The 26650-nt window shown below is 55.2% G+C and carries 31 protein-coding genes and 4 tRNA genes; all 35 read left to right on the forward strand.

The annotated features are described in order from the left end of the window. Positions 1-213 precede the first annotated feature (213 nt). The 35 genes from birA (at position 214) to rplF (ending at position 26647) form a co-directional block, all read left to right on the forward strand. Entirely contained in the window at positions 214-1167 is a 954-nt protein-coding gene (gene birA / locus N5D61_RS22020) for a bifunctional biotin--[acetyl-CoA-carboxylase] ligase/biotin operon repressor BirA (RefSeq protein WP_108240421.1), read from the forward strand. 20 nt (positions 1168-1187) lie between these two features. Next, positions 1188-1628, forward strand: coding sequence for a hypothetical protein (locus N5D61_RS22025; protein WP_108240420.1), 441 nt, complete (start codon positions 1188-1190; stop codon positions 1626-1628). A 141-nt stretch (positions 1629-1769) separates the two neighbouring features. Further along, positions 1770-1854 (forward strand) — tRNA-Tyr (locus tag N5D61_RS22030). A gap of 27 nt (positions 1855-1881) precedes the next feature. After that, positions 1882-1955 (forward strand) — tRNA-Gly (locus N5D61_RS22035). Positions 1956-1981: 26 nt separating this feature from the next. After that, positions 1982-2057 (forward strand) — tRNA-Thr (locus N5D61_RS22040). Between the two features lie 181 nt (positions 2058-2238). Then, positions 2239-2314: transfer RNA gene (locus tag N5D61_RS22045), tRNA-Trp, on the forward strand. Between the two features lie 45 nt (positions 2315-2359). Next, positions 2360-2728: a preprotein translocase subunit SecE gene (gene secE / locus N5D61_RS22050; protein ID WP_108240419.1), complete on the forward strand. Its 369-nt coding sequence runs from the start codon at positions 2360-2362 to the stop codon at positions 2726-2728. Between the two features lie 9 nt (positions 2729-2737). After that, a complete protein-coding gene (nusG, locus tag N5D61_RS22055; protein WP_108240418.1) occupies positions 2738-3271 on the forward strand; it encodes a transcription termination/antitermination protein NusG in 534 nt (177 codons plus the stop codon). Positions 3272-3390: 119 nt separating this feature from the next. Beyond that, a complete protein-coding gene (gene rplK, locus N5D61_RS22060) occupies positions 3391-3822 on the forward strand; it encodes a 50S ribosomal protein L11 (RefSeq protein ID WP_108240417.1) in 432 nt (143 codons plus the stop codon). Further along, positions 3822-4517 (forward strand): 50S ribosomal protein L1, encoded by a 696-nt coding sequence (gene rplA, locus N5D61_RS22065; protein WP_108240416.1) that lies wholly within the window; start codon positions 3822-3824, stop codon positions 4515-4517. Before rplK ends, rplA begins: the two co-directional genes overlap by 1 nt. Positions 4518-4714: 197 nt before the next feature. Then, positions 4715-5215: a 50S ribosomal protein L10 gene (rplJ, locus tag N5D61_RS22070; protein ID WP_108240415.1), complete on the forward strand. Its 501-nt coding sequence runs from the start codon at positions 4715-4717 to the stop codon at positions 5213-5215. Positions 5216-5295: 80 nt separating this feature from the next. Continuing rightward, entirely contained in the window at positions 5296-5661 is a 366-nt protein-coding gene (gene rplL, locus N5D61_RS22075; RefSeq protein WP_108240414.1) for a 50S ribosomal protein L7/L12, read from the forward strand. Between the two features lie 218 nt (positions 5662-5879). Then, on the forward strand, positions 5880-9953 hold the full coding sequence (gene rpoB, locus N5D61_RS22080) for a DNA-directed RNA polymerase subunit beta (protein WP_108240413.1): 4074 nt from the start codon (positions 5880-5882) through the stop codon (positions 9951-9953). 62 nt (positions 9954-10015) lie between these two features. Continuing rightward, on the forward strand, positions 10016-14215 hold the full coding sequence (gene rpoC / locus N5D61_RS22085; protein WP_108240412.1) for a DNA-directed RNA polymerase subunit beta': 4200 nt from the start codon (positions 10016-10018) through the stop codon (positions 14213-14215). 197 nt (positions 14216-14412) lie between these two features. Next, a complete protein-coding gene (gene rpsL, locus N5D61_RS22090; protein WP_003186084.1) occupies positions 14413-14784 on the forward strand; it encodes a 30S ribosomal protein S12 in 372 nt (123 codons plus the stop codon). A gap of 115 nt (positions 14785-14899) precedes the next feature. Further along, positions 14900-15373, forward strand: a complete 474-nt coding sequence (gene rpsG / locus N5D61_RS22095; RefSeq protein WP_007970418.1) for a 30S ribosomal protein S7 — start codon at positions 14900-14902, stop codon at positions 15371-15373. A 30-nt stretch (positions 15374-15403) separates the two neighbouring features. Next, entirely contained in the window at positions 15404-17533 is a 2130-nt protein-coding gene (gene fusA / locus N5D61_RS22100; RefSeq protein WP_108240411.1) for an elongation factor G, read from the forward strand. Between the two features lie 31 nt (positions 17534-17564). Next, the gene (gene tuf, locus N5D61_RS22105) at positions 17565-18758 is read left to right on the forward strand and encodes an elongation factor Tu (RefSeq protein WP_108240410.1); all 1194 of its coding nucleotides are present in this window, start codon (positions 17565-17567) and stop codon (positions 18756-18758) included. Between the two features lie 140 nt (positions 18759-18898). Then, positions 18899-19210: a 30S ribosomal protein S10 gene (rpsJ, locus tag N5D61_RS22110; protein WP_003186070.1), complete on the forward strand. Its 312-nt coding sequence runs from the start codon at positions 18899-18901 to the stop codon at positions 19208-19210. Between the two features lie 81 nt (positions 19211-19291). After that, the gene (gene rplC, locus N5D61_RS22115) at positions 19292-19927 is read left to right on the forward strand and encodes a 50S ribosomal protein L3 (RefSeq protein ID WP_108240409.1); all 636 of its coding nucleotides are present in this window, start codon (positions 19292-19294) and stop codon (positions 19925-19927) included. 12 nt (positions 19928-19939) lie between these two features. Beyond that, positions 19940-20542: a 50S ribosomal protein L4 gene (rplD, locus tag N5D61_RS22120; protein WP_108240408.1), complete on the forward strand. Its 603-nt coding sequence runs from the start codon at positions 19940-19942 to the stop codon at positions 20540-20542. Further along, entirely contained in the window at positions 20539-20838 is a 300-nt protein-coding gene (rplW, locus tag N5D61_RS22125) for a 50S ribosomal protein L23 (protein ID WP_002555488.1), read from the forward strand. Before rplD ends, rplW begins: the two co-directional genes overlap by 4 nt. A gap of 14 nt (positions 20839-20852) precedes the next feature. Continuing rightward, complete coding sequence (gene rplB / locus N5D61_RS22130) at positions 20853-21677, forward strand: 50S ribosomal protein L2 (protein ID WP_108240407.1); 825 nt, start codon at positions 20853-20855, stop codon at positions 21675-21677. A 16-nt stretch (positions 21678-21693) separates the two neighbouring features. Continuing rightward, the gene (gene rpsS / locus N5D61_RS22135; protein ID WP_002555486.1) at positions 21694-21969 is read left to right on the forward strand and encodes a 30S ribosomal protein S19; all 276 of its coding nucleotides are present in this window, start codon (positions 21694-21696) and stop codon (positions 21967-21969) included. An 11-nt stretch (positions 21970-21980) separates the two neighbouring features. After that, the gene (gene rplV, locus N5D61_RS22140; RefSeq protein WP_003103908.1) at positions 21981-22313 is read left to right on the forward strand and encodes a 50S ribosomal protein L22; all 333 of its coding nucleotides are present in this window, start codon (positions 21981-21983) and stop codon (positions 22311-22313) included. 13 nt (positions 22314-22326) lie between these two features. Beyond that, a complete protein-coding gene (gene rpsC / locus N5D61_RS22145) occupies positions 22327-23013 on the forward strand; it encodes a 30S ribosomal protein S3 (RefSeq protein ID WP_007924192.1) in 687 nt (228 codons plus the stop codon). Positions 23014-23025: 12 nt separating this feature from the next. Then, the gene (rplP, locus tag N5D61_RS22150) at positions 23026-23439 is read left to right on the forward strand and encodes a 50S ribosomal protein L16 (RefSeq protein ID WP_003228729.1); all 414 of its coding nucleotides are present in this window, start codon (positions 23026-23028) and stop codon (positions 23437-23439) included. Continuing rightward, positions 23439-23630 carry a 50S ribosomal protein L29 gene (rpmC, locus tag N5D61_RS22155; RefSeq protein WP_002555481.1) on the forward strand — a complete coding sequence of 64 codons (192 nt, stop codon included), beginning with the start codon at positions 23439-23441 and terminating at the stop codon, positions 23628-23630. Before rplP ends, rpmC begins: the two co-directional genes overlap by 1 nt. A gap of 2 nt (positions 23631-23632) precedes the next feature. Beyond that, the gene (rpsQ, locus tag N5D61_RS22160; RefSeq protein ID WP_108240406.1) at positions 23633-23899 is read left to right on the forward strand and encodes a 30S ribosomal protein S17; all 267 of its coding nucleotides are present in this window, start codon (positions 23633-23635) and stop codon (positions 23897-23899) included. Positions 23900-23922: 23 nt separating this feature from the next. Further along, a complete protein-coding gene (gene rplN / locus N5D61_RS22165) occupies positions 23923-24291 on the forward strand; it encodes a 50S ribosomal protein L14 (protein WP_003243907.1) in 369 nt (122 codons plus the stop codon). 11 nt (positions 24292-24302) lie between these two features. Further along, entirely contained in the window at positions 24303-24617 is a 315-nt protein-coding gene (gene rplX, locus N5D61_RS22170) for a 50S ribosomal protein L24 (RefSeq protein WP_108240405.1), read from the forward strand. A 20-nt stretch (positions 24618-24637) separates the two neighbouring features. Continuing rightward, positions 24638-25177: a 50S ribosomal protein L5 gene (rplE, locus tag N5D61_RS22175; protein WP_108240404.1), complete on the forward strand. Its 540-nt coding sequence runs from the start codon at positions 24638-24640 to the stop codon at positions 25175-25177. Between the two features lie 13 nt (positions 25178-25190). Further along, entirely contained in the window at positions 25191-25496 is a 306-nt protein-coding gene (gene rpsN / locus N5D61_RS22180) for a 30S ribosomal protein S14 (protein WP_108240403.1), read from the forward strand. Between the two features lie 212 nt (positions 25497-25708). Continuing rightward, positions 25709-26101 (forward strand): 30S ribosomal protein S8, encoded by a 393-nt coding sequence (gene rpsH / locus N5D61_RS22185; RefSeq protein ID WP_108240402.1) that lies wholly within the window; start codon positions 25709-25711, stop codon positions 26099-26101. Between the two features lie 12 nt (positions 26102-26113). Then, positions 26114-26647, forward strand: coding sequence for a 50S ribosomal protein L6 (gene rplF, locus N5D61_RS22190; protein WP_108240401.1), 534 nt, complete (start codon positions 26114-26116; stop codon positions 26645-26647). Positions 26648-26650 lie beyond the last annotated feature (3 nt).

Raw genomic sequence — 26650 nt, forward strand, 5'->3', positions numbered from 1 at the left:
TGCGAAAGCAGACGGGGTTTTGTCTTTTTCGGATCTGAAAAACGCGTCACTTGGTGGCTGTGCGGTCTGATGGATACTCGTTGTTCGCCCGGTGGTGTGAAGCTGTCCGTTGTCCACCAGCGTCTATCTCCTTTCCCGTCCCTCCCAGGTCAATGCTTTGCAATAGCACACGCCATGGCTATGATGCGTCCCTCATTTAAGGGCGGTTCGCTGATGCAACGGTTGTTAAGGCTTCTGAGTGATGGAGAGTTTCATTCAGGCGAAGATCTGGGACGAACCTTGGGTGTCAGTCGCAGTGCTGTCTGGAAGAGGCTGCAACAATTGCAAGACGAAACGGGTCTTGAGATTCATAAGGTGCGGGGCCGAGGTTATCGCCTCGCCAGTCCTCTGCACGTATTGGATCTCCAGCGGTTGAGTGCAGCCCACAGAGGATGGGGTTGGACCGTACACGTGCATGATGTCATCGATTCAACGAATGCCGAAGCCATGCGTCTGGTAGCCGCAGGTGCGCCGCTGCCTGCGCTTGTATTATCGGAGCAGCAAACGGCTGGTAGAGGGCGGCGCGGCCGCAAGTGGATCAGTCCTTACGCAGAGAATCTCTATTACAGCCTCGCCCTGCGGATCGACGGTGGCATGCGTCAGCTGGAAGGGCTCAGTCTGCTGGTTGGGCTTGCGGTCGTTAATACATTGCGCGAGATGGGCGTCGAGCGCGCAGGGCTTAAGTGGCCTAACGACATACTCGCAGGCGGTAAGAAGCTCGCGGGTATCTTGTTAGAATTGACTGGCGATCCCGCCGATGTGTGCCATGTCGTCATTGGTATAGGCATCAATGTGAACATGCGCACTGCCCAAGAAGTTGACCAGGCCTGGACATCTATGAGGCTTGAAACGGGGATTGATATAGATCGGAACGAGGTCTCCAGTCGACTGAGCTCTGTGTTGAATCCATACCTCGAGGTCCACGGCAGGTCGGGGTTTGCGGCCTTCAAAGACGAATGGGAGCGTCATCATCTTTGGCAGGGCTGCCCGGTCACGCTCCTGGCTGGATCGACCGCGGTGGATGGGATGGTAGTAGGGGTAGATGCGGTGGGTGCACTCCGTCTGGAGGTTGAGGGCGAGGTTCGAACGTTCAGCGGCGGTGAGCTGAGTCTAAGATTGCGCAACTAAACGGATGTCATGAGGTTGCTATGCGGTGGGTGTTCTTGCTGTTGTTGATGCTCAATGTCTTTTATTACGTATGGCACCAGCAAGAGGCTCCGTTGAGGCCCAAAGAGGTTGCGTCGCTTTCGCTCTTCAAGGGGGCGCGGCAAAACATCCGACTGCTGAGCGAGGGCGCTGATGCCTCGTCAGTCAACGAATCAGCAGAGGCAGGGTCGCAGTGTATTTATTTGGGTGGTGATATTTCGAGGGCAGTGGCACAAATGATCGAGCAGCGCCTAGTCAGTTTGGATATCCAGGCTCAAGCGTTAGATCATGCAGATGAAGCATCGACTGCATCCTACTGGGTCAAAATTGCGCCCGAAAGTCGACGCCTTGTGGATGATGCGGTTGTATCGAGACTGCGCCAGGACTTCCCTCAGATAAAAAGTAAAATTATGTCATGCCAAAGCATTGCAACTGCTGAGTAGTTTGCATAGAATGGCGCCCGCTTCGCAGTGCAAGGCAACGCCCGGCACGGGCAAAGCAAGCGTTAACTTTCGTAACCTCAAGATTTTATTGAGAAAAAGGTTGACAGAAGGGCGTCATAGGTTAATATGTCGCCTCGCTTAGGAGGGGTTCCCGAGCGGCCAAAGGGATCAGACTGTAAATCTGACGTCTACGACTTCGAAGGTTCGAATCCTTCCCCCTCCACCATAATTTTGAGCGTAAGCAGCAAGCTCTGCGGGTATAGTTTAGTGGTAGAACCTCAGCCTTCCAAGCTGATGATGCGGGTTCGATTCCCGCTACCCGCTCCAAGTTTTCTGGTTGTGCAAAGTGTTTCGCTCTTGTAGCTCAGTTGGTAGAGCACACCCTTGGTAAGGGTGAGGTCAGCGGTTCAAATCCGCTCAAGAGCTCCATGACTAAGGCAGATATGCAAGTATCTGCCTTTGTTTTAGGTGTCGTGATTGGTCCGGATTTTGGCTTCGGGTCTGGTCAAGGCGATTCCTTGCGGCGTTTGATCAAGCTTTGGAGCTTGGTTAAAAGGCTGTTGAAATCTTCCTGTCGGGTCCGCATAATGGTCGGCCTGATGTAGCTTTTAGGTCAGTAGCTCAATTGGCAGAGCGACGGTCTCCAAAACCGTAGGTTGGGGGTTCGATTCCCTCCTGACCTGCCAGATTCGCATCACGTATCTGGCTTTCTTTTCACAGGATTTTAGTAGATGAATCCAAAGGCTGAAGCCCCAGACTCCCGTTTAGATTTTGTGAAGTGGCTTGTTGTAGTGCTTCTGGTCGTAGTGGGCGTTGTCGGAAATCAATACTACTCGGCGCAGCCAATCCTGTATCGCGTGCTTGCCCTGCTTGTCATTGCCGCCGTAGCGGCTTACGTGGCGCTGCAGACGGGCAAGGGCAAGGCTTTCTTCGTGTTGGCCAAGGAAGCTCGCGCAGAGATTCGCAAGGTCGTATGGCCTACTCGTCAAGAGACCACCCAGACTACCCTGATCGTGGTTGCTGTGGTTCTGGTTATGGCGCTGCTGTTGTGGGGGCTTGATTCCCTGCTCGGCTGGCTTGTTTCCCTGATTGTCGGCTAAGGGTGTCCCGTGGCTAAGCGTTGGTACGTCGTGCATGCATACTCGGGTTACGAGAAGCATGTCATGCGCTCCTTGATTGAGCGTGTAAAGCTTGCAGGCATGGAAGATGGCTTTGGCGAGATTCTGGTTCCTACCGAAGAAGTGGTAGAGATGCGGAATGGTCAAAAGCGCAAAAGTGAGCGTAAGTTCTTCCCTGGCTATGTGCTGGTTCAGATGGAAATGAATGAGGGTACTTGGCACCTGGTCAAGGATACCCCGCGTGTTATGGGCTTCATCGGGGGTACCGCTGACAAGCCGGCGCCCATTACTGATAAAGAGGCCGAAGCCATTCTGCGTCGTGTAGCAGATGGTAGCGATAAGCCGAAGCCGAAGACTCTGTTCGAGCCTGGCGAGGTTGTTCGAGTTACTGATGGGCCGTTTGCTGACTTTAACGGCACCGTTGAAGAGGTTAACTACGAAAAGAGCCGGATTCAGGTTGCCGTGCTTATTTTCGGTCGCTCTACTCCGGTAGAGCTTGAGTTCAGTCAGGTCGAGAAGGTCTGACTGGGCTGGGAATCCCATACCCCACAGTCGAAGGCTGTGGGGTTTTGTCGTCACTGGGATAAACGCGCAAGTAGCCGGGGAGCCTTTCGAGGCGTTTGAACCCGTAATTGGAGTGCCTCATGGCCAAGAAAATTACCGCTTATATCAAGCTTCAAGTGAAAGCCGCTCAGGCTAACCCGAGCCCGCCCGTCGGTCCTGCTCTGGGTCAGCACGGCGTGAACATCATGGAATTCTGTAAGGCTTTCAACGCCCGTACCCAAGGTATGGAGCCAGGCCTGCCGACTCCAGTGATCATCACTGTTTATAGCGATCGTAGCTTCACTTTTGAAACCAAAAGTACCCCTGCGTCGGTCCTGCTGAAAAAAGCTGCTGGCCTGACCAGTGGTTCTGCTCGTCCTAACACCGTCAAGGTTGGCACTGTTACCCGTGCTCAGCTGGAAGAAATCGCCAAGACCAAAAAAGCGGATCTGACTGCAGCTGACATGGATGCGGCCGTGCGTACCATCGCCGGTTCCGCACGTAGCATGGGCCTCAACGTGGAGGGTGTGTAATGGCTAAGCTGACCAAGCGCCAGAAAGCTATCGCTTCGAAAGTTGAAGCGGGCAAATCTTACAGCTTCAACGACGCGGCTGTGCTGCTGGCTGAATTGTCGACCGTAAAATTCAGCGAGTCCTTCGACGTCGCTGTGAATCTGGGCGTTGACCCACGTAAATCCGACCAGGTCGTTCGTAGCGCTACCGTGCTGCCGCATGGCACTGGTAAGACTGTTCGCGTAGCTGTTTTCACCCAAGGTCCAGCCGCTGAAGCCGCTTTGGCCGCGGGCGCTGATCGCGTGGGTATGGACGATCTGGCTGCCGAGATGAAGGGTGGCGATCTGAACTATGACGTTGTTATCGCTTCTCCGGACGCGATGCGTGTTGTAGGTCAGCTGGGTCAGGTTCTGGGTCCACGTGGCCTGATGCCTAACCCGAAAGTCGGGACTGTGACGCCAGACGTTGCCGGCGCGGTGAAGAACGCAAAGGCTGGTCAGGTTCGTTACCGCACTGACAAAAACGGCATTATCCACACCTCCGTTGGCAAAGTTGGCTTTGAGGCTGACAAGCTGCGCGAGAACGTCGAAGCTCTGATCGCTGATCTGAAGCGCATCAAGCCAGCTTCTTCGAAAGGTATCTACGTCAAGCGCGTTACCCTGAGCACCACCATGGGCCCAGGCCTGGTCATCGATCAGAGCTCGCTGAACGCGTAAGACAAGCCGACGTGACTACGGTTGCGTCGACAAAAGATTGGGGTCCCTGCCTGGCGGGGGCTATCCAAGACCGTAGGCGGCGAAAGTCTTAAACCACAAGCCTACGCAGATGGTGCTCCCGGTTCCTTACCGAATCAGACACCAAAACGACATCCGGCCTAGGCCAGATGAAACGGTAACAAGCAGGAGTTAAACCCGTGGCAATTAAACTCGAAGACAAGAAGGCCATCGTCGCTGAAGTCAACGAGGCTGCCAAAGTCGCTCTGTCCGCTGTCGTGGCTGATGCCCGTGGCGTGACAGTAGGCGCGATGACTGGACTCCGTAAAGAGGCTCGTGAAGCTGGCGTTTACGTACGTGTGGTGCGTAACACTCTGCTCAAGCGTGCTGTTGCTGACACTGAATTCAGTGTTCTCAACGACGCCTTCACCGGCCCTACCTTGATCGCTTTCTCCAACGAACATCCTGGCGCTGCTGCCCGTCTGTTCAAGGAATTTGCGAAAGGTCAGGACAAGTTCGAGATCAAGGCAGCTGCGTTTGATGGCAAGTTCCTTGCCGCCAATCAGATCGATGTGTTGGCTACCCTGCCAACTCGCGACGAAGCTATTGCGAAGCTGATGAGCGTGATCCAAGGCGCAACCAGCAAGCTGGCTCGTACTCTGGCAGCTATTCGCGACCAGAAAGAAGCTTCTGCCGCCTAAGGCGACACAAGCGCTTTCGAAATCATATGTTTAATTTGATGGTCGCGTAGGCCGTCACCCCCAATACAGGATATATAGTCATGTCTCTGACTAACGAGCAAATCATCGAAGCAATCGGCCAGAAAACCGTTCTGGAAGTTGTCGAGCTGATCAAAGCGATGGAAGAAACCTTCGGCGTGACCGCTGCTGTAGCTGCTGCTGGTCCAGCTGCTGCCGCCGCTGTGGTTGAAGAGCAAACTGAGTTCAACGTTGTTCTGGCCGAAGCTGGCGAGAAGAAAGTCAACGTGATCAAGGCTGTTCGTGAGCTGACTGGTCTGGGCCTGAAAGAAGCCAAAGAGAAAGTCGACGGCGCTCCTCAGGTTATCGCTGAAGGCGTTTCGAAAGAAGCTGCTGAAGACGCTAAGAAGAAGCTGGAAGAAGCTGGCGCTAAAGTCGAAATCAAGTAATTTCGACCTTGCATCTCCAGCCCAAGCGTTGAGCGAAAGGCTGATGGCTGGTGGCTTTTGCCACCGGCCTTTTTCCGTTATTGGCAGTCGATCAGGTCGACGCCGTAGCGCGCTTCACCCACCGAGAGAGGTGGCGCAAACCATGGGGTTTGCAAGATTTTCTGGTCGCTCCCGCCGGGGGAGGCCAAACAAGCAGGTGACCAAGCTGGGGAACGCTGATGGCTTACTCATATACTGAGAAAAAACGTATCCGCAAGGACTTTAGCAAGTTGCCGGACGTCATGGATGTGCCTTACCTCCTGGCCATCCAGCTGGATTCGTATCGTGAATTCTTGCAAGCGGGAGCGACTAAAGATCAGTTCCGCGACGTGGGCCTGCATGCGGCCTTCAAATCCGTTTTCCCGATCATCAGCTACTCCGGCAACGCCGCTTTGGAGTACGTCGGTTATCGTCTGGGCGAACCGGCTTTTGATGTCAAGGAGTGCGTGTTGCGCGGCGTGACATACGCCGTACCTTTGCGAGTAAAAGTCCGCTTGATCATTTTCGACAAAGAGTCGTCGAACAAAGCGATCAAGGACATCAAAGAGCAAGAAGTCTACATGGGTGAAATTCCCTTGATGACTGAAAACGGTACCTTCGTTATCAACGGTACCGAGCGCGTTATCGTTTCCCAGTTGCACCGTTCCCCGGGCGTGTTTTTTGACCACGACCGCGGCAAGACGCACAGCTCCGGAAAGTTGCTGTACTCCGCTCGCGTGATTCCTTACCGTGGCTCCTGGTTGGACTTCGAGTTCGATCCAAAGGACTGTGTATTCGTCCGTATCGACCGTCGTCGCAAGCTGCCGGCGTCCGTTCTGCTGCGTGCGCTGGGCTACACCACTGAAGAAGTGCTCGATGCGTTCTACACCACCAACGTTTTCCATGTTCAGGGAGAGACCCTCAGCCTGGAGTTGGTACCGCAGCGACTGCGTGGTGAGGTTGCCGTACTGGATATCCAGGACGACAAGGGCAAGGTCATCGTCGAACAAGGTCGCCGTATCACTGCGCGCCACATCAACCAGTTGGAAAAAGCGGGCATCAAAGCGCTCGACGTTCCACTGGATTACGTGCTTGGCCGTACGACTGCCAAGGCAATCGTACATCCGGCCACTGGTGAGATCATTGCCGAGTGCAATACTGAACTGAACACCGAGCTTTTGGCCAAAATTGCCAAAGCCCAGGTTGTCCGTATCGAGACGTTGTACACCAACGATATCGACTGCGGTCCGTTCATCTCCGACACGCTGAAAATCGATTCGACCGGCAACCAGTTGGAAGCGCTGGTCGAAATCTATCGGATGATGCGTCCAGGCGAGCCTCCGACCAAGGATGCTGCCGAAACCCTGTTCAACAATCTGTTCTTCAGCCCAGAACGTTACGACCTGTCGGCTGTAGGGCGCATGAAGTTCAACCGTCGTATCGGTCGTACCGAGATCGAAGGTTCGGGCGTACTGTGCAAAGAAGATATCGTTGAGGTTCTCAAGACCTTGGTCGATATCCGTAACGGTAAAGGCATCGTCGACGATATCGACCACTTGGGTAACCGTCGTGTTCGTTGCGTAGGCGAGATGGCCGAAAACCAGTTCCGCGTGGGTCTGGTTCGCGTTGAGCGTGCGGTCAAAGAGCGCCTGTCGATGGCTGAGAGTGAAGGCCTGATGCCTCAGGATCTGATCAACGCCAAGCCAGTTGCTGCTGCCGTCAAGGAATTCTTCGGCTCCAGCCAACTGTCGCAGTTCATGGACCAGAACAACCCGCTGTCGGAGATTACGCACAAGCGTCGTGTCTCCGCTCTCGGCCCGGGTGGTCTGACCCGCGAGCGCGCAGGCTTCGAAGTTCGTGACGTGCACCCGACGCATTACGGTCGCGTATGCCCGATCGAAACACCGGAAGGCCCGAACATCGGCCTGATCAACTCGTTGGCTGCCTATGCACGGACTAACCAGTACGGCTTCCTGGAAAGCCCGTACCGAGTGGTCAAGGAAGGTTTGGTCACCGACGAGATCGTGTTCCTGTCAGCTATTGAAGAAGCCGACCATGTGATCGCGCAGGCTTCGGCAGCAATGAACGACAAAGGTCAATTGATCGATGAATTGGTTGCCGTACGTCACCTGAACGAATTCACCGTCAAGGCGCCGGAAGACGTCACGTTGATGGACGTCTCGCCGAAGCAGGTCGTTTCGGTTGCCGCGTCGCTGATCCCGTTCCTCGAGCACGACGACGCCAACCGCGCATTGATGGGTTCGAACATGCAGCGTCAAGCTGTTCCGACTCTGCGCGCCGACAAGCCGCTCGTGGGTACCGGGATGGAGCGTAACGTTGCCCGCGACTCCGGCGTTTGCGTCGTGGCACGCCGCGGCGGTGTGATCGACTCAGTCGATGCCAGCCGTATCGTCGTTCGTGTTGCAGATGACGAAGTCGAACCAGGTGAAGCCGGTGTAGACATCTACAACTTGACCAAATACACCCGCTCTAACCAGAACACCTGTATCAATCAGCGTCCGCTGGTGAGCAAGGGTGATCGCGTGCAGCGTAGCGACATCATGGCCGACGGCCCGTCCACCGACATGGGTGAACTGGCACTGGGTCAGAACATGCGCATCGCGTTCATGGCGTGGAACGGCTTCAACTTCGAAGACTCCATCTGCCTGTCTGAGCGCGTTGTTCAGGAAGATCGTTTCACCACGATCCACATTCAGGAACTGACCTGTGTGGCGCGTGACACCAAGCTTGGCCCGGAAGAGATCACTGCTGACATCCCGAACGTCGGTGAGGCTGCACTTAACAAGCTGGACGAAGCTGGCATCGTCTATGTGGGCGCCGAAGTCGGTCCAGGTGACATTCTGGTCGGTAAGGTCACTCCGAAAGGTGAGACTCAGCTGACGCCTGAAGAAAAGTTGCTTCGCGCAATCTTTGGTGAGAAGGCAAGCGACGTTAAAGACACTTCCCTGCGTGTGCCGACCGGTACCAAAGGTACTGTGATTGACGTTCAGGTTTTCACCCGTGATGGTGTGGAGCGTGACTCGCGTGCGCTGTCGATCGAGAAGAGCCAACTGGATGAGATTCGCAAGGATCTGAACGAAGAGTTCCGTATCGTCGAGGGCGCGACCTTCGAACGTCTGCGCAGCGCGTTGGTTGGTCAAGTGGTTGAGGGTGGTGCTGGCCTGAAAAAAGGCCAGGAGATTACCAGCGAGCTCTTGGACAGCCTCGAACACGGTCAGTGGTTCAAACTACGCATGGTCGAAGACGCACTGAACGAACAACTTGAGAAGGCTCAGGCCTACATCGTTGATCGTCGCCGTCTGTTGGACGACAAGTTCGAAGACAAGAAGCGCAAGCTGCAGCAAGGTGATGATCTGGCGCCAGGCGTCCTGAAAATCGTCAAGGTTTATCTGGCCATTCGTCGTCGCATCCAGCCGGGCGACAAAATGGCTGGACGCCACGGTAACAAGGGTGTGGTTTCCGTGATCATGCCAGTTGAAGACATGCCGCATGACGCCAACGGCACGCCTGTGGATATCGTACTCAACCCGTTGGGTGTACCTTCGCGTATGAACGTCGGTCAGATTCTCGAAACTCACCTTGGCCTCGCGGCCAAAGGATTGGGCGAGAAGATCAACCGCATGCTGGAAGAGCAGCGCAAGGTCGTTGAGTTGCGCAAGTTCCTGAGCGAGATCTACAACGAGATCGGTGGTCGCCAAGAGAATCTGGATGACCTTTCTGATCAAGAGATCTTGGATCTGGCGAAGAACTTGCGTGGTGGTGTGCCGATGGCGACACCAGTTTTCGACGGTGCGAAAGAGCGCGAGATCAAGGCGATGTTGCGCTTGGCGGACATGCCAGACAGCGGCCAGATGCAGTTGTTCGACGGCCGCACCGGCAACAAGTTCGAGCGTCCGGTCACCGTCGGCTATATGTACATGCTGAAGCTGAACCACTTGGTGGACGACAAGATGCACGCGCGTTCCACTGGTTCTTACAGCCTGGTCACCCAGCAGCCGCTGGGCGGTAAGGCGCAGTTCGGTGGTCAGCGTTTCGGGGAAATGGAGGTCTGGGCGCTGGAAGCCTACGGCGCTGCTTACACCCTGCAAGAAATGCTCACAGTGAAGTCGGACGATGTGAACGGTCGTACCAAGATGTACAAAAACATCGTGGACGGCGATCACCGTATGGAGCCGGGCATGCCCGAGTCCTTCAACGTGTTGATCAAAGAAATCCGTTCGCTCGGTATCGATATCGATCTGGAAACCGAATAACACGTGACGCGATCGAGAGTGGGTCGGAATGACCACTCTCTGCTCCGCCAGGAGGAAAGGCCTTGAAAGACCTACTGAATTTGCTGAAAAACCAGGGTCAAGTCGAAGAGTTCGACGCCATCCGTATTGGATTGGCCTCGCCTGAGATGATCCGTTCGTGGTCGTTCGGTGAAGTTAAAAAGCCGGAAACCATCAACTACCGTACGTTCAAACCTGAGCGTGACGGCCTGTTCTGCGCCAAGATTTTCGGCCCCGTCAAAGATTACGAGTGCCTGTGCGGCAAGTACAAGCGCTTGAAGCATCGCGGTGTCATCTGTGAGAAGTGCGGCGTTGAAGTTGCACTGGCTAAAGTCCGTCGCGAGCGTATGGCTCACATCGAATTGGCTTCGCCAGTGGCGCACATTTGGTTCCTGAAGTCCCTGCCGTCCCGTATCGGCTTGCTGATGGACATGACCCTGCGTGATATCGAACGCGTTCTCTACTTCGAGAGCTACGTCGTTATCGATCCAGGCATGACGACCCTTGAAAAAGGTCAGCTGTTGAACGACGAGCAGTACTTCGAAGCTCTCGAAGAGTTTGGTGACGACTTCGACGCCCGCATGGGGGCTGAAGCTGTCCGTGAGCTGCTGCACGCTATCGATCTGGAGCACGAGATTGGCCGCCTGCGTGAAGAAATTCCGCAAACCAACTCTGAAACCAAGATCAAGAAGCTGTCCAAGCGTCTGAAATTGATGGAAGCCTTCCAGGGCTCCGGCAACCTGCCTGAGTGGATGGTGTTGACCGTTCTGCCGGTTCTGCCGCCAGATCTGCGTCCACTGGTCCCGCTGGATGGCGGTCGCTTCGCGACTTCTGATCTCAACGATCTGTATCGTCGCGTGATCAACCGTAACAACCGTTTGAAGCGCCTGCTGGATCTGTCCGCTCCGGACATCATCGTGCGCAACGAGAAACGCATGTTGCAGGAAGCTGTGGATGCGCTGCTCGATAACGGTCGTCGCGGTCGCGCCATCACCGGTTCCAACAAGCGTCCTTTGAAATCCTTGGCTGACATGATCAAGGGTAAACAAGGTCGTTTCCGTCAGAACTTGCTCGGTAAGCGTGTTGACTACTCGGGCCGTTCGGTAATTACCGTCGGTCCGACCCTGCGTCTGCACCAGTGTGGTCTGCCGAAGAAAATGGCGCTTGAGCTGTTCAAGCCGTTCATCTTCGGAAAGCTGGAAATGCGTGGTCTGGCGACCACCATCAAGGCTGCCAAGAAGATGGTCGAGCGCGAGTTGCCAGAGGTCTGGGACGTTCTCGCTGAAGTGATTCGCGAACACCCCGTGCTGCTCAACCGTGCTCCGACCCTTCACCGTCTGGGTATTCAGGCGTTTGAGCCGGTTCTGATCGAAGGTAAGGCAATCCAACTGCACCCGTTGGTATGTGCGGCATACAACGCCGACTTCGACGGTGACCAGATGGCTGTTCACGTACCGCTGACGCTGGAAGCCCAGCTCGAGGCGCGTGCGTTGATGATGTCGACCAACAACATTCTGTCTCCAGCGAACGGCGAGCCGATCATCGTTCCATCGCAGGACGTTGTACTGGGCCTGTACTACATGACCCGTGAAGCGATCAACGCCAAGGGCGAGGGCCGTGTATTTGCGGATCTGCAAGAAGTCGATCGGGTCTTCCGGGCCGGTGAAGCGGCTCTGCACGCGAAAATCAAGGTTCGTATTCACGAAACCGTGAACGACCGTGACGGCGGCAGCGTCAAGAACACCCGCATCGTCGACACTACCGTTGGCCGTGCGCTGCTGTTCCAGGTAGTACCGCCAGGGCTGTCGTATGACGTGGTCAACCAGCCGATGAAGAAGAAGGCGATCTCCAAGCTGATCAACCAGTGCTATCGCGTGGTTGGTCTGAAGGAGACTGTAATCTTCGCTGACCAGTTGATGTACACCGGCTTCGCGTACTCGACGATTTCGGGTGTCTCCATTGGCGTTAACGACTTCGTTATCCCCGATGAAAAAGCTCGCATCATCGACACTGCAACCGAAGAAGTTAAAGAGATCGAGAGCCAGTATGCCTCCGGCCTGGTCACTCAGGGCGAGAAGTACAACAAGGTCATCGACCTCTGGTCCAAGGCGAACGACGAAGTATCCAAGGCAATGATGGCCAACCTCTCGAAAGAGAAGGTCGTTGACCGTCACGGTGAGACCGTGGATCAGGAATCGTTCAACTCGATGTACATGATGGCCGACTCCGGTGCGCGTGGTTCTGCGGCACAGATTCGTCAGTTGGCTGGTATGCGTGGCCTGATGGCCAAGCCGGACGGTTCGATCATCGAGACCCCGATTACGGCGAACTTCCGCGAAGGTTTGAGCGTACTCCAGTACTTCATCTCGACCCACGGTGCGCGTAAAGGTCTTGCGGACACCGCGTTGAAAACTGCGAACTCCGGTTACCTGACTCGTCGTCTGGTAGACGTGGCGCAAGACTTGGTCGTGACCGAGGTCGACTGCGGAACCGAGCAAGGCCTGCTGATGACGCCGCACATTGAAGGTGGCGACGTTGTAGAGCCACTGGGTGAGCGTGTGCTGGGTCGTGTGATTGCGCGTGACGTGTTCAAGCCGGGTACCGAGGACGTTATCGTTCCTGCCGGTACACTGGTCGACGAGAAGTGGGTCGAGTTTATCGAGCTCAACAGTATCGACGAAGTTGTGGTGCGTTCGCCGATCAGTTGTGAAACCCGCTACGGTATCTGCGCCAAGTGCTACGGTCGCGACCTGGCCCGCGGTCACCAAGTCAACATTGGTGAAGCCGTCGGTGTCATCGCGGCCCAATCGATCGGCGAGCCGGGTACACAGCTGACCATGCGTACGTTCCACATCGGTGGTGCGGCCAGCCGTACTTCCGCAGCGGACAGCGTTCAGGTCAAGAACGGCGGTGTGGTGCGCTTGCACAACCTGAAACACGTCGAGCGTGCTGACGGTAACCTCGTCGCTGTCTCTCGTTCCGGTGAGTTGGCGATCGCTGACGAGTTTGGTCGTGAGCGTGAGCGCTACAAGTTGCCGTATGGTGCGGTCATTTCGGTGAAGGAAGGCGACAAGGTTGACGCTGGTGCCATTGTGGCCAAGTGGGACCCGCATACTCACCCGATCGTGACCGAGCTGAAAGGTACTGTGACCTATGTCGGCATGGAAGAAGGTATTACGATCAAGCGTCAAACTGACGAACTGACCGGTCTGACCAACATTGAGGTACTTGACCCTAAAGATCGTCCGGCAGCGGGCAAAGACATTCGCCCAGCGGTGAAGATGGTGGGTGCGGACGGGAAGGATCTGTTGCTGCCTGGTACTGATGTACCGGCTCAATACTTCCTGCCAGCGAACGCCTTGGTTGGTATCGCGGACGGCGCGCAAGTGGGTGTGGGTGATGTTCTGGCCCGTATTCCGCAAGAAACGTCGAAAACCCGTGACATCACCGGTGGTCTGCCGCGCGTTGCTGACTTGTTCGAAGCTCGTCGTCCGAAAGAGGCGTCGATCCTTGCTGAGGTCAGCGGTACGATCGCATTCGGTAAAGAAACCAAGGGCAAGCGTCGCTTGGTCATCACGCCGAACGACGGCAGCGATCCGTACGAAGAGCTGATTCCAAAGTGGCGTCATCTGAACGTGTTCGAAGGCGAGCAGGTCAACCGCGGTGAGGTTATTTCGGACGGTCCTAGCGATCCGCATGACATCCTGCGTCTGCTGGGTGTCAGCGCGCTGGCGAAGTACATCGTCAATGAGATTCAGGACGTTTACCGTCTGCAGGGCGTAAAAATCAACGATAAGCACATCGAGACGATTCTTCGTCAGATGCTGCGCAAGGTCGAGATCAGTGAGTCGGGCGACTCGAGCTTCATCAAGGGTGACCAGATGGAGCTGACGCATGTTCTGGTAGAGAACGAGCGCCTCGTACAGGAAGAGAAGTTCGTTGCGAAGTTCACTCGTGTACTGCTCGGTATCACCAAGGCTTCGCTGTCGACCGAATCGTTCATCTCGGCGGCTTCTTTCCAGGAAACCACTCGCGTTCTGACCGAAGCGGCGGTAACTGGCAAGCGCGACTACCTGCGTGGATTGAAAGAGAACGTGGTCGTAGGTCGTCTGATTCCTGCGGGTACCGGGTTGGCCTATCACAGCGAGCGTAAGCGTCGCCGTGATGCTGAGAAACCACTGCGCGTTAGCGCGAGTGAAGTGGAAGCAGCGCTGACTGAGGCGCTGAATTCAAGCAGCAATTGAGCGTAGTGCCTCAACCATTATCCGCTTGGAGACCAGTTCACCTGGTATTCAAGAGGATAGGGAGGTTGGGGCGCTGCCTTGACTGGGGGCAGGATCCTCTTTAGACTCTTGTACCCCAAAATCTGGCGGGACTTCGTCCTGCCATTTTGCTTTTCTTGCAAGACAATAGCGTCGCAAGACAACAGTGGAGCTAGTAGATGGCAACTATCAACCAGCTGGTACGTCAGCCGCGCAAGCGTATCGTCGAGAAATCCGACGTTCCTGCGCTGCAGAACTGCCCGCAACGTCGTGGCGTGTGCACCCGTGTGTACACCACCACGCCGAAAAAACCTAACTCGGCACTGCGTAAAGTGTGCCGCGTGCGTCTGACCAACGGTTTCGAGGTTTCCTCGTACATCGGTGGTGAAGGCCACAACCTGCAAGAGCACAGCGTCGTCCTGATTCGCGGCGGCCGTGTAAAGGACTTGCCAGGTGTTCGTTACCACACCGTTCGCGGTTCTCTGGATACATCGGGCGTTAAAGGCCGGAACCAGGGTCGTTCCAAGTACGGTACCAAGCGTCCGAAGTAATTCGGTCGTTTTTGCAATCGTTTTTTAAATTTATTGAGTCGATAAGAGTAAGGTCGGGCATTGCATAAGGCATGCGCTGTCCCGGACGAACCTGAAGACCGTTTGAGGGCTTATCATGCCAAGACGTCGCGTAGCAGCAAAGCGTGAGATTCTTGACGATCCGAAGTACGGATCCCAGATTCTTGCCAAGTTCATGAACCACGTAATGGAGAGCGGCAAGAAGGCCGTTGCCGAGCGTATCGTTTACGGTGCTCTGGATACCGTAAAAGCGCGCAAAGCGGGTACTGACCCCCTGGAACTCTTCGAAAAAGCACTCGACGCCATCGCTCCGCTGGTCGAAGTGAAGTCGCGCCGCGTTGGTGGTGCTACTTACCAGGTTCCGGTTGAAGTACGTCCTTCCCGTCGTAATGCTCTGGCAATGCGTTGGTTGGTAGACTTCGCGCGCAAGCGCGGTGAGAAGTCCATGGCTCTGCGCTTGGCTGGCGAACTGCTGGACGCCGCCGAAGGTAAAGGTGCTGCAGTCAAGAAGCGTGAAGACGTGCACCGTATGGCTGAGGCCAACAAGGCTTTCTCGCACTACCGCTTCTAATTTCAGCGTCACTCAATTTGCGAGGGCTTTATGGCTCGTACTACTCCGATTAACCGCTACCGTAACATCGGTATCGTTGCTCACGTGGATGCTGGTAAAACCACCACCACCGAGCGCGTCCTTTTTTACACCGGCGTAAACCACAAAATGGGCGAGGTGCATGATGGCGCCGCGACCATGGACTGGATGGTTCAGGAGCAGGAGCGTGGTATTACCATCACTTCTGCTGCGACCACTGCTTTCTGGCAGGGCTCTGTCAAGCAGCACAAAGACAAGTATCGCTTCAACATCATCGATACCCCCGGCCACGTTGACTTCACCATTGAAGTAGAGCGTTCGCTGCGCGTACTCGACGGCGCTGTCGTTGTGTTCTGCGGTACTTCGGGCGTTGAGCCTCAGTCGGAAACCGTATGGCGTCAAGCCAACAAATACGGTGTACCTCGTCTTGTTTACGTCAACAAGATGGACCGTGCTGGTGCGAACTTCCTGCGCGTCGTTGATCAGATCAAAAAGCGCTTGGGCCATACACCGGTTCCAATTCAGCTGGCAATCGGTTCGGAAGATAACTTCCAGGGCCAGATCGACCTGATGACCATGGAAGCCGTGTACTGGAACGATGCCGACAAAGGCATGGAGCCACGCCGCGAAGCCATCCCTGCTGATATGCAGGAGCTGGCTGAGGAATGGCGCAGCAATATGGTTGAAGCTGCGGCTGAAGCCAACGAAGAGCTGATGAACAAGTACTTGGAAGGTGAAGAGCTGTCGATCGAAGAGATCAAGGCTGCACTGCGTCAGCGTACTATTGCCGGCGAAATCGTTCTGGCTGTCTGCGGTTCGTCGTTCAAGAACAAAGGGGTTCCCTTGGTTCTCGATGCCGTTATCGACTTCCTGCCTGCGCCAGTCGAGATTCCTGCCATCAAGGGTATCAACCCTGATGACAAGGAGCTGGACAAAGATGACCCGGCTGTTCGTCACGACGAGCGTCACGCTGACGACAACGAGCCGTTCTCTGCGCTGGCATTCAAGATTGCGACCGACCCGTTCGTGGGCTCGATTACCTTTGTTCGCGTCTATTCGGGCGCGCTGAACTCTGGTGACTCGGTTCTGAACTCGGTTAAAGGCAAGAAAGAGCGTGTGGGCCGTATGGTTCAGATGCATGCCAACAGCCGCGAAGAAATCAAGGAAGTACTGGCAGGTGACATCGCCGCCCTGATCGGCATGAAAGATGTGACCACTGGTGAAACTCTGTGCGCACTGGATAAGCCGATTATCCTTGAGCGTATGGACTTCCCTGAGCCGGTGATTTCGGTTGCTGTTGAGCCGAAAACCAAAGATGACCAGGAAAAAATGGGTATCGCTCTGAGCAAGCTGGCTCAAGAAGACCCGTCTTTCCGCGTCAAGACCGATGAAGAGACTGGTCAAACGATCATCTCTGGCATGGGCGAATTGCACCTGGACATCCTGGTTGACCGGATGCGTCGTGAGTTCAACGTCGAAGCCAACATCGGTAAACCGCAAGTTTCTTATCGTGAGAAGATCACCAAGAACTGCGAAATCGAAGGCAAGTTCGTTCGTCAGTCCGGCGGTCGTGGCCAGTTCGGCCATTGCTGGATCCGTTTTGCACCTGCTGACGAAGGTCAGGAAGGTCTGCAGTTCGTGAACGAAGTAGTGGGTGGTGTGGTTCCGAAGGAATACATCCCAGCTATCCAGAAAGGTATCGAAGAGCAGATGAAGAACGGCGTTGTTGCTGGCTATCCGCTCATCGGTCTGAAAGCAACCGTCTTTGACGGTTCTTACCACGACGTCGACTCCAACGAGATGGCGTTCAAGGTGGCTGCCTCCATGGCGACCAAGCAACTGGCCTCCAAAGGCGGCGGTGTGGTGCTTGAGCCGATCATGAAGGTAGAAGTTGTAACACCTGAGGACTACATGGGTGACGTGATGGGTGACCTGAACCGTCGTCGTGGTCTGATCCAGGGTATGGAGGATACGGTTTCCGGCAAGGTCATTCGTGCTGAGGTTCCGTTGGGCGAGATGTTTGGTTATGCAACCGACGTTCGTTCCATGTCTCAGGGTCGCGCGAGCTACTCTATGGAATTCTCCAAATACTCCGAAGCTCCGTCGAATATCGTCGAAGCTCTCGTTAAAAAACAAGGCTGATTCAGCCCCTTTAGGCTAGGAGTTCACTGTCGTGGCTAAAGAAAAATTTGAACGTAACAAACCGCACGTCAACGTTGGCACCATCGGTCACGTTGACCACGGTAAAACCACTCTGACCGCTGCTCTGACTCGCGTTTGCTCCGAAGTTTTCGGTTCGGCCAAAGTCGACTTCGACAAAATCGACAGCGCGCCAGAAGAAAAGGCTCGTGGTATCACCATCAACACTGCGCACGTTGAGTATGACTCGTCTGTACGTCACTACGCGCACGTTGACTGCCCAGGTCACGCCGACTACGTCAAAAACATGATCACTGGTGCTGCCCAGATGGACGGCGCGATCCTGGTTTGCTCGGCTGCCGATGGTCCGATGCCTCAGACTCGTGAGCACATCCTGCTGTCCCGCCAGGTTGGCGTTCCATACATCGTTGTCTTCCTGAACAAGGCTGACATGGTGGATGATGCTGAGCTGCTGGAACTGGTTGAGATGGAAGTTCGCGACCTGCTGAGCACCTACGACTTCCCAGGTGATGACACACCGATCATCATTGGTTCGGCTCTGATGGCCCTGAACGGTCAAGACGACAACGAAATGGGTACCAGCGCTGTCAAGAAGCTGGTTGAAACTCTGGACAGCTACATTCCAGAGCCGGAGCGCGCTATCGACAAGCCGTTCCTGATGCCAATCGAAGACGTATTCTCGATCTCGGGTCGCGGTACTGTTGTGACTGGCCGTGTTGAGCGTGGCATCGTTCGCATCCAAGAAGAAGTTGAGATCGTTGGCCTGCGTCCAACCACCAAAACTACCTGCACCGGCGTTGAAATGTTCCGCAAACTGCTGGACGAAGGCCGTGCCGGTGAGAACTGCGGCGTTCTGCTGCGTGGCACCAAGCGTGATGACGTTGAGCGTGGTCAGGTTCTGGCCAAGCCAGGGTCTGTTAAGCCGCACACCAAGTTCACCGCAGAAGTTTACGTTCTGTCGAAAGAAGAAGGCGGTCGCCACACTCCTTTCTTCAAAGGCTACCGTCCACAGTTCTACTTCCGTACTACTGACGTGACTGGTTCCTGCGAACTGCCAGAAGGCGTTGAAATGGTAATGCCAGGTGACAACATCCAGATGGAAGTCACTCTGATCAAGACCATCGCAATGGAAGACGGCCTGCGTTTCGCTATCCGTGAAGGCGGTCGTACCGTCGGCGCTGGCGTCGTAGCCAAAATCATCGAGTAATCCTCGGTAGATTGAAAAAGCCCCCGCCTAGCGGGGGCTTTTTTATTGGGTTGACACCCTGTTGACCCGTCTATAGAATTGCGCCTCCTTTTAACGGGCGTATTGCGCTCGGTGGGAAGTAGCCTGGAGTCTGAAATCCAATGCAAAATCAGCAAATCCGTATCAGGTTGAAGGCTTTTGACCATCGCCTGATCGACCAATCCACCCAGGAAATCGTGGAAACCGCGAAACGTACTGGTGCTCAAGTGCGTGGTCCTATTCCACTGCCTACTCGTAAAGAGCGGTTCACTGTTCTGGTTTCTCCGCACGTCAACAAAGACGCGCGCGACCAGTACGAGATCCGTACTCACAAGCGTGTACTGGACATCGTCCAGCCGACGGATAAAACCGTTGATGCGCTTATGAAGCTTGATCTTGCGGCAGGTGTGGAAGTGCAGATCAGCCTCGGCTAAGACTCGGGTCTTGGTCGTGTAACGCTCTGAAATGGGCGGCCATAGCGGGTGAAAGCCCCGTACACTCATGAGGTTTATAACATGACTATTGGTGTAGTCGGTCGAAAAGCGGGCATGACCCGTATTTTCACCGAAGAAGGTGTCTCCATTCCGGTCACGGTCATCGAGATCGAGCCGAATCGCGTCACCCAGTTCAAAACCGAAGAAAGCGATGGCTATCGTGCGGTGCAAGTCACTGTCGGTGAGCGTCGTGCTTCGCGCGTAACCGCTGCTCAGGCAGGTCACTTCGCCAAGGCGAACGTTGCCGCTGGTCGCACCGTGCTGGAATTCCGTCTTGAAGAAGGCGAGTACAAGGCTGGTGATCTGATCAATGCAGAAATCTTCGCTGCTGGCCAACTGGTAGACGTTACCGGTCAGTCGAAAGGTAAAGGCTTCGCCGGTACCATCAAGCGTTGGAATTTCCGCGGTCAAGATAATACCCACGGTAACTCCGTTTCCCACCGCGTCCCAGGCTCTATCGGCCAGTGCCAGACTCCTGGTCGTGTATTCAAGGGCAAGAAAATGTCCGGTCATATGGGCGCTGAGCGCGTGACCGTGCAGTCCTTGGAAGTAGTGCGCGTGGACGCTGAACGCAATCTGTTGTTGGTCAAGGGCGCTGTTCCTGGCGCTACTGGCGGCAACGTGGTTGTACGTCCAGCAGCCAAGGCTCGCGGTTAAGGGGAAGCTGACATGCAATTAAACGTAAATGGCGCTCAAGCGATCGAAGTTTCCGAACTGACTTTCGGCGGCGAATTCAACGAGACGCTGGTTCACCAAGCAGTCGTGGCCTACATGGCTGGCGGCCGTCAAGGCACCAAGCAGCAGAAGACCCGTTCCGACGTGGCAGGCGGCGGTAAGCGCCCATGGCGTCAGAAGGGTACTGGTCGTGCTCGTGCCGGTACTATCCGTAGCCCAATCTGGCGCGGCGGCGGCACCACTTTCGCAGCGCGTCCTCAGGACCACTCGCAGAAGCTCAACAAGAAGATGTATCGCGCAGCGTTGCGCTCCATCCTCGCCGAGCTCGTTCGCACCGACCGTCTGGTCGTGGTTCAGGACTTTGCTGTTGAAACTCCGAAAACCAAAGATCTGCTGGGCAAACTGAACAACATGAGCCTGACCGACGTTTTGATCGTGTCGGACGCTGTTGACCAGAACCTGTACCTGGCTGCTCGTAACCTGCCACACGTCGATGTTCGTGACGTGCAGGGTTCCGATCCGGTCAGTCTGATCGCATACGACAAAGTGTTGATCACTGTGTCGGCCGTGAAGAAATTCGAGGAGCTGCTGGGATGAACCAGGAACGCGTATTTAAAGTTCTGCTTGGCCCGCACGTTTCCGAGAAGGCTACGGTTCTGGCAGACAAAAAAGGTCAGTTCGTTTTCAAGGTTGCAACCGATGCGACCAAGCTGGAAATCAAGAAGGCCGTCGAAAGCCTGTTCAGCGTGAAAGTTGAGCGCGTGACTACCCTGAACGTTCTGGGTAAATCCAAGCGCACTGCTCGCGGTCTGGGCAAGCGTAATGACTGGAAGAAGGCAGTTATCTCCCTTCAGCCAGGCCAAGATCTCGATTTCAGCAGCAGTGCTGAGTAAGGAAGGGGTGCATCATGGCAATCGTTAAATGCAAACCGACCTCCGCAGGCCGCCGTTTCGTGGTCAAGGTGGTCAACCAGGAGCTGCACAAAGGCGCTCCTCACGCACCGCTGCTCGAGAAAAAATCGAAGTCTGGTGGTCGTAACAACAATGGCCGCATCACTACACGTCACGTTGGTGGTGGTCATAAGCAGCATTACCGTTTGGTTGATTTCCGTCGCAACGACAAAGATGGCATCGCTGCTACCGTCGAGCGTATCGAATACGATCCAAACCGTACCGCTCACATCGCACTGTTGCTGTATGTCGACGGCGAGCGCCGTTACATCATTGCGCCGAAAGGTGTGAGCGCGGGCGATCAGTTGATCTCTGGTGCGCTGGCTCCAATCAAGCCGGGTAACTCGCTGCAACTGCGCAACATTCCAGTTGGTAGCACCGTTCACGGCATCGAGCTTAAGCCAGGTAAGGGTGCCCAGATCGCACGTTCGGCTGGTGCCTCGGCTCAGTTGGTCGCTCGTGAGGGTGTCTACGTTACCTTGCGCCTTCGTTCGGGTGAGATGCGTAAAGTTCTGGCAGAGTGCCGCGCAACTCTGGGTGAGGTTTCGAACTCCGAGCACAGTCTGCGCTCGCTGGGTAAAGCTGGTGCCAAGCGCTGGCGTGGCGTTCGCCCAACCGTTCGTGGTGTTGCCATGAACCCGGTTGATCACCCACACGGTGGTGGTGAAGGTCGTACCTCTGGTGGTCGTCATCCGGTATCGCCGTGGGGCTTCCCGACTAAGGGCGCGAAGACCCGTGGTAATAAGCGTACCGACAAAATGATCGTCCGTCGTCGCAAGTAAATAGAGGGATACGACAGTGCCACGTTCTCTGAAAAAAGGTCCTTTTATTGATCTTCACCTACTGAAGAAGATCGAAGTGGCGGCGGAAAAGAACGATCGCAAACCAGTTAAGACCTGGTCGCGCCGTTCGATGATCCTGCCACAAATGGTCGGTCTGACCATTGCTGTGCATAACGGTCGTCAGCATGTTCCCGTTCTCGTGAACGAAGACATGGTCGGCCACAAACTGGGCGAGTTCGCCGGTACCCGCACTTATCGTGGGCACGTGGCTGACAAGAAAGCCAAGCGTTAAGGGGTAAGGAAATGGAAGTAGCCGCTAAGTTGTCGGGCGCTCGAATCTCCGCCCAGAAAGCCCGCTTGGTCGCCGACCAGATCCGCGGGAAGAAGGTGGGCGAAGCGCTCAACCTGCTGGCTTTCAGCAGTAAGAAAGCCGCCGAGATCATGAAAAAAGTGCTGGAGTCGGCCGTAGCCAACGCCGAGCACAACGAAGGCGCAGACGTAGATGACCTGAAAGTCTCTACTGTTTTCGTCAACGAAGGGCGTTCGCTGAAGCGCATCATGCCACGTGCCAAAGGCCGTGCTGATCGCATCGTCAAGCGGTCTTGCCATATCACTGTCAAGGTTGCTGACAAGTAACGGAGTCGAAGAGATGGGTCAGAAAGTACATCCCATTGGCATTCGCCTGGGAATCGTCAAGGAGCACACCTCCGTCTGGTACGCAGACGGTCGGACTTATGCGGACTATTTGCTCGCAGATCTGAATGTGCGTGAGTATCTCCAAGACAAATTAAAAAGCGCGTCCGTTAGCCGTATCGATATTCATCGTCCGGCTCAAACTGCACGCATCACCATCCACACCGCTCGTCCAGGTATCGTTATCGGGAAGAAGGGTGAAGATGTTGAGAAACTGCGTCAGGACCTGACCAAGCAAATGGGTGTGCCTGTGCACATCAATATCGAAGAGATCCGCAAGCCGGAGCTTGACGGTATGCTGGTTGCTCAGAGCGTAGCTCAGCAGCTGGAGCGTCGTGTGATGTTCCGTCGCGCCATGAAGCGCGCCGTACAGAACGCCATGCGCATTGGTGCCAAAGGCATCAAAATCCAAGTGAGCGGTCGTCTCGGCGGTGCTGAAATCGCACGGACTGAATGGTATCGCGAAGGTCGTGTGCCACTGCACACCCTGCGTGCCGATATCGACTATGCCACCTACGAAGCGCACACCACATACGGTGTGATCGGTGTCAAGGTTTGGATCTTCAAAGGCGAAGTAATTGGTGGTCGCCAAGAAGAGCTGAAGCCTCAAGCACCAGCGCCTCGTAAAAAAGCTGCCAAGTAAGGGGTACGCCAAATGTTGCAACCAAAGCGTACGAAGTTCCGCAAGCAGATGACTGGCCACAACCGTGGCTTGGCATTGCGCGGTAGCAAAGTCAGCTTCGGCGAGTTCGCGCTGAAGTCTGTTGCTCGTGGTCGTCTCACCGCTCGTCAGATCGAGTCAGCGCGTCGTGCTCTGACCCGTCACGTAAAACGTGGCGGCAAGATCTGGATCCGTGTATTCCCGGACAAGCCGATTTCCAAAAAGCCTCTCGAGGTTCGGATGGGTAAAGGTAAGGGTAACGTGGAATACTGGGTTGCCCAGATCCAACCAGGCAAAGTCCTGTACGAGATCGAGGGTGTTTCCGAAGAGTTGGCGCGCGAGGCTTTCGCCCTGGCTGCTGCAAAGCTGCCGCTCGCCACCTCCTTTGTTAAGCGGACGGTGATGTGATGAAAGCGAATGAACTTCGTGAAAAATCAGCACAGCAACTGAACGAGCAACTGCTCGGCTTGCTGCGCGACCAGTTCAATCTGCGTATGCAGAAGGCAACTGGCCAGTTGGGGCAGTCTCACCTGCTCTCGCAAGTTAAGCGTGACATCGCTCGCGTGAAGACTGTGCTCAACCAGCAGGCAGGTAAGTAATCATGGCTGAAGCCGAAAAAACCGTCCGTACGCTGACTGGCCGTGTTGTCAGCGACAAGATGGACAAGACCATCACCGTATTGATCGAGCGTCGCGTCAAGCACCCTATCTACGGTAAATACGTTAAGCGTTCGACTAAGCTGCACGCGCACGACGAAACCAATCAGTGCCACATCGGCGACAAGGTCACTATTCGTGAAACTCGTCCGATGGCCAAGACCAAGTCTTGGGCGCTGGTTGATGTTATCGAACGCGCTGTGGAAGTCTAAGGGCTAGGGGTCGGAGAAATTATATGATTCAGACTCAATCCATGCTCGATGTGGCCGATAACAGCGGCGCTCGCCGCGTTATGTGCATCAAGGTGCTTGGTGGCTCTCATCGTCGTTACGCTGGTATCGGTGACATCATCAAAGTGACCGTCAAGGAAGCGATTCCGCGCGGTAAGGTGAAAAAAGGCCAGGTGATGACTGCTGTTGTAGTCCGCACTCGCCACGGTGTTCGTCGTGCAGACGGCTCCATCATCCGCTTTGACGGCAACGCTGCTGTTCTGTTGAACAACAAGCAAGAGCCGATCGGCACCCGTATCTTTGGGCCAGTGACCCGTGAACTTCGTTCTGAGAAGTTCATGAAGATCGTCTCGCTCGCCCCAGAAGTGCTGTAAGGAGATCCGACATGCAAAAGATTCGTCGTGACGACGAGATCATCGTGATCGCCGGCAAAGACAAAGGTAAGCGCGGTAAGGTGCTCAAGGTTCTCGCTGACGACCGTCTGGTCGTTGGTGGGATCAACCTGGTGAAGCGTCATACCAAGCCTAACCCGATGTCGGGCGTACAGGGCGGTATCGTCGAGAAAGAAGCGCCACTGCACGCTTCCAACGTCGCCATTTTCAACAGCGCAACCAACAAGGCTGACCGTGTTGGTTTCAAAGTTGAAGACGGCAAAAAAATTCGTGTCTTCAAGTCGACCCAAAAAGCGGTTGATGCTTGAACACTGCTAGGTAGAAGACCATGGCACGACTGAAAGAGCTTTACTGGAAGGAAATCGCACCGAAGCTTAAGGACGAACTTAAGCTGTCGAACGTGATGGAAGTTCCACGCATTACCAAGATCACCCTGAACATGGGTCTGGGCGAAGCGATCGGCGACAAAAAAGTCATCGAGCACGCAGTTGCTGACCTTGAAAAGATCACCGGCCAGAAAGTCGTTGTGACTCACGCTCGCAAATCCATCGCAGGCTTCAAAGTCCGCGAAGGTTGGCCGATCGGTGTCAAAGTGACCCTGCGCCGCGACCGTATGTACGAGTTCCTGGACCGTCTGCTGTCGATCTCCCTGCCTCGGGTTCGCGACTTCCGCGGCCTGAATGCCAAGTCCTTCGATGGTCGTGGCAACTACAGCATGGGCGTGAAAGAGCAGATCATCTTCCCGGAAATCGATTACGACAAGATCGATGCCCTGCGCGGTCTGGATATTACCCTGACCACCACTGCTCGTTCGGACGACGAAGGTCGCGCACTGCTGCGTGCTTTCAAGTTCCCGTTCCGCAACTGATTGGAGTAGGACCATGGCCAAGAAGAGCATGAAAAATCGTGAGCTGAAGCGTCAGCTCACCGTTGCCAAGTACGCCACCAAGCGTGCAGCACTGAAAGCTATCATCGTGGATCTGAACGCAAGTCCAGAAGCACGTTGGGAAGCCACCGTTGCGCTGCAGAAGCAACCACGTGACGCAAGCGCTTCGCGCATGCGTAACCGTTGCCGCCTGACTGGTCGTCCGCACGGTGTTTACCGCAAGTTCGGCCTCGCCCGTAACAAGCTGCGTGAAGCTGCCATGCGCGGTGACGTACCAGGCCTGGTTAAAGCCAGCTGGTAATTCGCATTTCTCGTTTCACGCTGCGAGGGGCATTTGTTTCCGACCAGCGCGACACTTGAAGCTGATCAAGCCCCTTTTGGGGCTTGATTCGTTTCTGGGGTACGTCTAGAATTGCCGGCTCGCCAGAGTCCGTGTTTTTTACGTGCCCGGAATATTGAGGCGATAGCTGTAGCCGCAAGGCTCAATTTTTTTGTATCAGGAGCGTCTAGCCCATGAGTATGCAGGACCCGTTAGCGGACATGCTAACTCGTATCCGTAATGCCCAGATGGCTGAAAAGTCCGTCGTAAGCATGCCATCCTCCTCGTTGAAGGTGGCTGTGGCCAAAGTCTTGAAAGACGAAGGTTACATTGCGGGTTATCAGATCAGCAGCGAAACCAAGCCACTGCTGTCCATCGAGCTGAAATACTTCGAAGGCCGTCCAGTCATCGAAGAAGTCAAGCGCGTCAGCCGTCCAGGCCTGCGCCAGTACAAGTCCGTCGATGATCTGCCAAAAGTTCGTGGCGGTCTCGGTGTGTCTATCGTCTCCACCAACAAAGGTGTGATGACTGATCGTGCTGCGCGCGCTGCCGGTGTTGGCGGCGAAGTGCTTTGCACTGTGTTCTAAGGGGGGATAAGCATGTCACGCGTAGCTAAGAACCCCGTTAAGTTGCCAGCAGGCGTCGAAGTCAAGCTCGTCGGCCAGCAACTGTCGGTGAAGGGTGCCAAGGGCACTCTCGACCTGAACGTTCATTCGTCCGTCGAAATCGTTGAAGAGTCCGGTGAGCTGCGTTTTGCTGCTCGCAACGGCGATCAACAGACTCGCGCAATGGCCGGTACCACTCGTGCATTGGTCAACAACATGGTCCAGGGCGTAAGCCAAGGCTTTGAGCGTAAGCTCCAGCTGGTCGGTGTTGGTTACAAGGCCCAGGCTAAAGGCAAAATCCTGAACCTGGCTCTCGGCTTCTCGCACCCAGTGGATTACGAACTGCCGGAAGGCGTTACCGCTGAGACTCCAAGCCAGACCGATATCCTGATCAAGGGCATCGACAAGCAACTGGTTGGTCAAGTGGCCGCGGAAATCCGCGATTTCCGTCGTCCAGAGCCGTACAAAGGCAAAGGCGTGCGTTACGCGGACGAAGTTGTCCGTCGTAAAGAAGCCAAGAAGAAGTAGGGC

The organism is Pseudomonas sp. GD03842, assembly GCF_029841165.1.
Lineage (GTDB): Bacteria > Pseudomonadota > Gammaproteobacteria > Pseudomonadales > Pseudomonadaceae > Aquipseudomonas.